This window comes from Actinomycetota bacterium, assembly GCA_040755895.1.
GTDB lineage: Bacteria > Actinomycetota > Aquicultoria > Subteraquimicrobiales > Subteraquimicrobiaceae > Subteraquimicrobium.
The window spans coordinates 1-4,676 of the sequence record JBFMAG010000071.1; the positions used below are offsets into that span (position 1 = coordinate 1).

General features: G+C 47.3%; 6 protein-coding genes. All 6 read left to right on the forward strand.

What is annotated here, in order from left to right:
• A partial coding sequence (locus AB1466_03360; GenBank protein MEW6189135.1) for a uracil-DNA glycosylase occupies positions 1-220 on the forward strand: 220 nt, incomplete at its 5' end.
• A gap of 118 nt (positions 221-338) precedes the next feature.
• The gene (tsaE, locus tag AB1466_03365) at positions 339-815 is read left to right on the forward strand and encodes a tRNA (adenosine(37)-N6)-threonylcarbamoyltransferase complex ATPase subunit type 1 TsaE (GenBank protein MEW6189136.1); all 477 of its coding nucleotides are present in this window, start codon (positions 339-341) and stop codon (positions 813-815) included.
• A gap of 110 nt (positions 816-925) precedes the next feature.
• Complete coding sequence (gene tsaB, locus AB1466_03370) at positions 926-1,654, forward strand: tRNA (adenosine(37)-N6)-threonylcarbamoyltransferase complex dimerization subunit type 1 TsaB (protein MEW6189137.1); 729 nt, start codon at positions 926-928, stop codon at positions 1,652-1,654.
• Positions 1,641-2,258 (forward strand): ribosomal protein S18-alanine N-acetyltransferase, encoded by a 618-nt coding sequence (rimI, locus tag AB1466_03375; GenBank protein ID MEW6189138.1) that lies wholly within the window; start codon positions 1,641-1,643, stop codon positions 2,256-2,258. The genes tsaB and rimI overlap by 14 nt, the downstream gene beginning before the upstream one ends.
• 69 nt (positions 2,259-2,327) lie before the next feature.
• Positions 2,328-3,347 (forward strand): tRNA (adenosine(37)-N6)-threonylcarbamoyltransferase complex transferase subunit TsaD, encoded by a 1,020-nt coding sequence (gene tsaD / locus AB1466_03380; protein ID MEW6189139.1) that lies wholly within the window; start codon positions 2,328-2,330, stop codon positions 3,345-3,347.
• 190 nt (positions 3,348-3,537) lie between these two features.
• The coding region (gene lnt, locus AB1466_03385) for an apolipoprotein N-acyltransferase (protein ID MEW6189140.1) at positions 3,538-4,676 on the forward strand (1,139 nt) is incomplete at its 3' end.

Genomic DNA, 4,676 nt, shown 5'->3' on the forward strand with positions numbered 1-4,676 from the left:
GCGGGTAATCTTGGGGAAAGGTGTCTCCATGTCAAAAGTTCACGGACGAACATTTAAAGGAAAAGGTCACTATATATTTCCCATATATCACCCGGCAGCAGCTCTCCATATGCGGACGAATTTATCGGCGTTGGAAGATGACTTCCTCAAATTAAAGGAACTTTTGGCCAAGGGTGTGGAACCCCCTCCGGCTGAACCAGAGCAAATGGGACTATTTTAGCATAATGTACGATACACGATTCAGAGTTAAAATCGCATCCATTCCGGATCGTGTATCTTTTCTTTTTGATGGATTACAATAGCTTCACGAAAACTATCACGAAGGGGTTTCTTCCTTGGTGCACAGCACATTTAAAGTTGTAACCTATTCTCCCGAGGAGACTAAGGAGCTGGCGAGAAGGCTTGCTCCTCTTCTTCGTGCTGGCGATGTTCTAAGTTTAACCGGAGATCTGGGGGCGGGGAAAACCTGTTTTACCCAAGGCCTGGGCGAGGCTTTGGGAATCAAGAGGAGAATCACCAGTCCCACCTTTAATCTGATTAAAGAATATAAAAATACTCTACCTTTATACCATTTTGATCTTTACCGCCTGGATTCACCCCTGGAGATGCTGGACCTCGGATACGAGGAATATTTCTTTGGCGATGGGATAACGGTGATCGAGTGGGGAGATAAGGTAGTCTCTCTCCTTCCATCCAACTATTTAGAAATATCATTTAAACGACTTTTAGATGAGAATGTTAGGGAGCTGCGAATCTTTCCCCATGGTCCTTACTGGGAAAAGGCGACTAAAGAGTGGATAAAAGTGGGGAAGTGAAGGATTGAGCAAGTGAGTCGAACGACGAATGAAAAATTAAGCGTTCGACGTACGACATTTATCATTCGACAATAGGCTTGAATCACGAATCACTGCAGAGGGAGAAGAACATGCTGGTATTAGCCTTTGATACGGCCACGGATGCTTGCACGGTGGCGATAGGAACTGAAGATAAGCTTTATGGGGAGCTCACAATGTATGCCCCGCGTGCGCACATGGAACGGCTCATTCCCATGGTAGACTATCTCCTTAAGCAGGGCGGCTTTTCCATCGATGACCTCCGAGGATTAGCCGTTGGATTGGGACCGGGCTCCTTTACGGGGGTCAGGATTGGGGTCACCACGGCCAAGATTCTCGCTCAGGCATTAAACCTACCCCTTGTGGGTATCTCAACATTGGACTGTTTAGCCCACCCCTTTACCTTTGGGGAGGAGCTGGTTTGCGCCGTTTTGGATGCCAAGCGGGGGGAAGTTTACAGCGCAATTTATAGGTGTTTGGGTGGCAAGTTTGATCTCATTACTCCCTATCAAGTTATGCCTCCACGGGATTTATGTTCGAAATTGAAAGGATATAAGCAAAGAGTAATCTTGGTGGGAGATGCACTATATCCCTACGGAGACCTGCTCAAAAATTCCTTAGGTTCCTCAGTGGATTTTGCCCCATCGTGGCTTTGGTTCCCCAGGGCGTCGAATCTCATTGCTCTTGCCATGGATAAGCTTCTTGCGGGAGAAGGTAAAGAGATTTTCCACGTAGTTCCCATTTATGTTCGTTTATCGGAAGCTGAGGAGAAGATGGGACGGGCGGCAGGGAAGGAAAGTTTTTCCCATGAAAACCATTGAAATCTCCAGAATGACTTATATCGATCTTCAAAGCGTATGTGAGATTGAAAGGACTGTGTTTCCCAGACCGTGGACTCGATCCATGTTTGAGCATGACCTTGCTCGACCGGGTTACACTTTTTATATTGTGGCAAGGATTCTGAGTCCATCTACCGATACCTGCACCCCCTCCAGCCGAGTGGGGCGAGGCGTCCTGAAGCACTGGCGGACAGGCCCGCCCACCCGACGGGCGAAGAAGATAGTGGGATACGGCGGGATGATACGCGTCGGAGATGAGGGACGTATTTCAACACTTGCGGTGGATCCAGCCTATCAGAATCGCGGCATAGCGAAAGCTTTGATGCTCACCATGGCCAAATGGGCCCTAAAGAGTGGGATTCAATGGTTGACCCTGGAGGTAAGGAGGTCGAATCTTGTCGCTCAAAATCTTTATAAAAAATTCGGTTTTTATAAGGTAGCGATAAGAAAGGGTTATTACTCGGATAACAATGAGGATGCAATAGTCATGTGGACGGGAGATATTACTTCTCCTAACTATAAAAAGCTCCTGGAAAAGATGGGGCGAAGCCTGAGTATTAGCGTAATTGAGAGAATTGAAAGTTAGTTGGAGTAACTGATCTAAGGACCTGTTTGTACAGTTCTATTCATTACCATGACCCAGGTGGCGAAGACATTGACTGAAAGGCTCATACTGGCCATAGAAACATCGTGTGATGAAACAGCTGCGGCTATAGTCGCCGATGGAAAGATAATTCTGTCAAATATTGTCTCCTCTCAGGTGGATTTTCATCGAAAGTTCGGTGGCGTCGTTCCGGAAATCGCCTCAAGAAAGCATGTGGAACTGATCAACCCGGTTATTGCCGAGGCTTGCTCCCAGGCGCATGTGGCTTTGAAGGATTTGACTGCCATAGCCGTCACTTTGGGTCCGGGGCTAATGGGGGCTTTGTTGGTAGGACTCGCCGCGGCCAAGAGTCTCTCTTATGGCACCGGTCTGCCCCTCATAGGCGTGAACCATCTAGAGGGACATATCTATGCCAATTTTTTGGAACACCCGGATCTTAAACCTCCCTTCATTTCCCTTGTGGTCTCGGGGGGACACACCTGCCTCATTTACATGGAGGATCACGGAAGATACGAACTTTTGGGCGAAACTCTGGACGATGCCGCGGGAGAAGCCTTCGACAAGATAGCGGGATTCTTGAAGCTTGGTTATCCGGGAGGTCCCATCATCGACGATTTGTCAAAGCGGGGTGACCCGCAGGCAATTAAATTCCCACGAGCGATGCTAAAAACGGAAGATTACGATTTTAGCCTGAGCGGTCTTAAAACGGCGGTTTTAAACCACGTCACCCGCCTTAAGAAGCGAGGAGAGGAAATATCCATCCCCGACCTTTGTGCCAGTTTCCAAACGGCTATAATCGATGTTCAGATACATAAAACCTTAAGAGCGGCGAAGGAACGAGGTGTTGATAAAGTTGTCCTCGGTGGCGGGGTTGCGGCAAATAGCTCTCTGCGCGAAAGATTCAGACAAGAGATGGAGATGGAGGGAATGAGGCTCTTCTATCCTTCCATTCCTTTGTGCACGGACAATGCAGCAATGATCGCCTGCGCGGGATATTACCGATGGCTAAAAGGGGAAAGAATTTCTCTCGATGCCAATGTTGATCCCAATCTCTCCCTTTGTGGGGGTTAAAGGTTCAAGGTGTAATGTTTATGTACAGTGGTAACACTTATATTATTGTTCGGGGGCATCCCTTCGAGTACTAGCCCATGCACCCATCTTGTTAATAATACAATTTTAGCCCTTGACCCATGATCCATGACTCATGACTCGTTTTTCTGTGGATAATGTGGATACCTTTAGTAATAGAAGGTTAGCCGCCATGTCAATAAAGCAACTTCTCTTCGCCGCCATCACTGGATTTCTACTGGTACTTTCCTTTCCCAATTTCAACTACAAAGCGCTGGTCTGGGTCGGTCTTTTGCCACTGCTCATAGCCATCCATGAGGTTTCGCTAAGGTTTAGCGGGCCGTATCTCCCGACAGGCAGGCGAGCTTTTTTCCTTGGTTTGATCTCCGGGACCATCTTTTTCGGTGGTCTAACTTACTGGATGCTTCAATTAAGTAGGTGGGTGGGTATATTTGCCCTTATCGCCTGGATATCTTTGACCTTGTTCGAGGCCCTTTTCATCGCCTGTTTTTCTTTTGGAGCCCAAACTCTTAAACATTCAAGCCCCTGGACGCGTTTATTCACCATTCCCGCCCTATGGGTGGCTTTGGAATATCTGCGATCCATAGGAGTTTGGGGATTTTCTTGGGGTATTCTTGGCTACAGCCAACAGACTAACCCTCTTCTCATTCAAATGGCGAGGACAACTGGGGTCTATGGGGTATCTTATGTGATTTTGATGGTAAATGTGCTTTTATTGGAGGTTTATTTTTATTTAATTGGCAACAAACCGGTCATTGAACGATCTGCGCTTCTGAAAAGGATCTGTGTGGTGGCTGCAATCTTAATCTTGGTCATAACCGGAGGTTTTTATTCGCTCAAATCGGGTATCTCTAAGGGCAAGAGGTTCAAAGTATCTGCGGTACAGGCTAGCATCCCTCAGGAAGAAAAATGGAGTTTCGAGGGGAAAGAGGATATCGAATCGATTTATATCGATCTCACCCGAGAAGCGGGCAGAGGGAACCCCGATCTAATTATCTGGCCCGAAACGGCTGTTCCTGGATATCTCCTCGAGGAAGGATATTTCTTTAGTGAAATCAAGGACATCGCACGGCGATTGAAATGCCATCTATTGATCGGAAGCCTTCATCTTGAGGACGCGAAGCAATATAATTCCGCATTCTTAATTTCTCCACTGGGGGAAGTGGTTGAAAGATACGACAAATTACACTTGGTACCCTTTGGCGAGTATATTCCCTTAAGACCCATTTTTTCACGGATAAAGACCATAGCCGGTTTGGGAAAGGATGTCGATCCCGGGAGGGAATTTACCGTCTTCACCACGGATAAGGG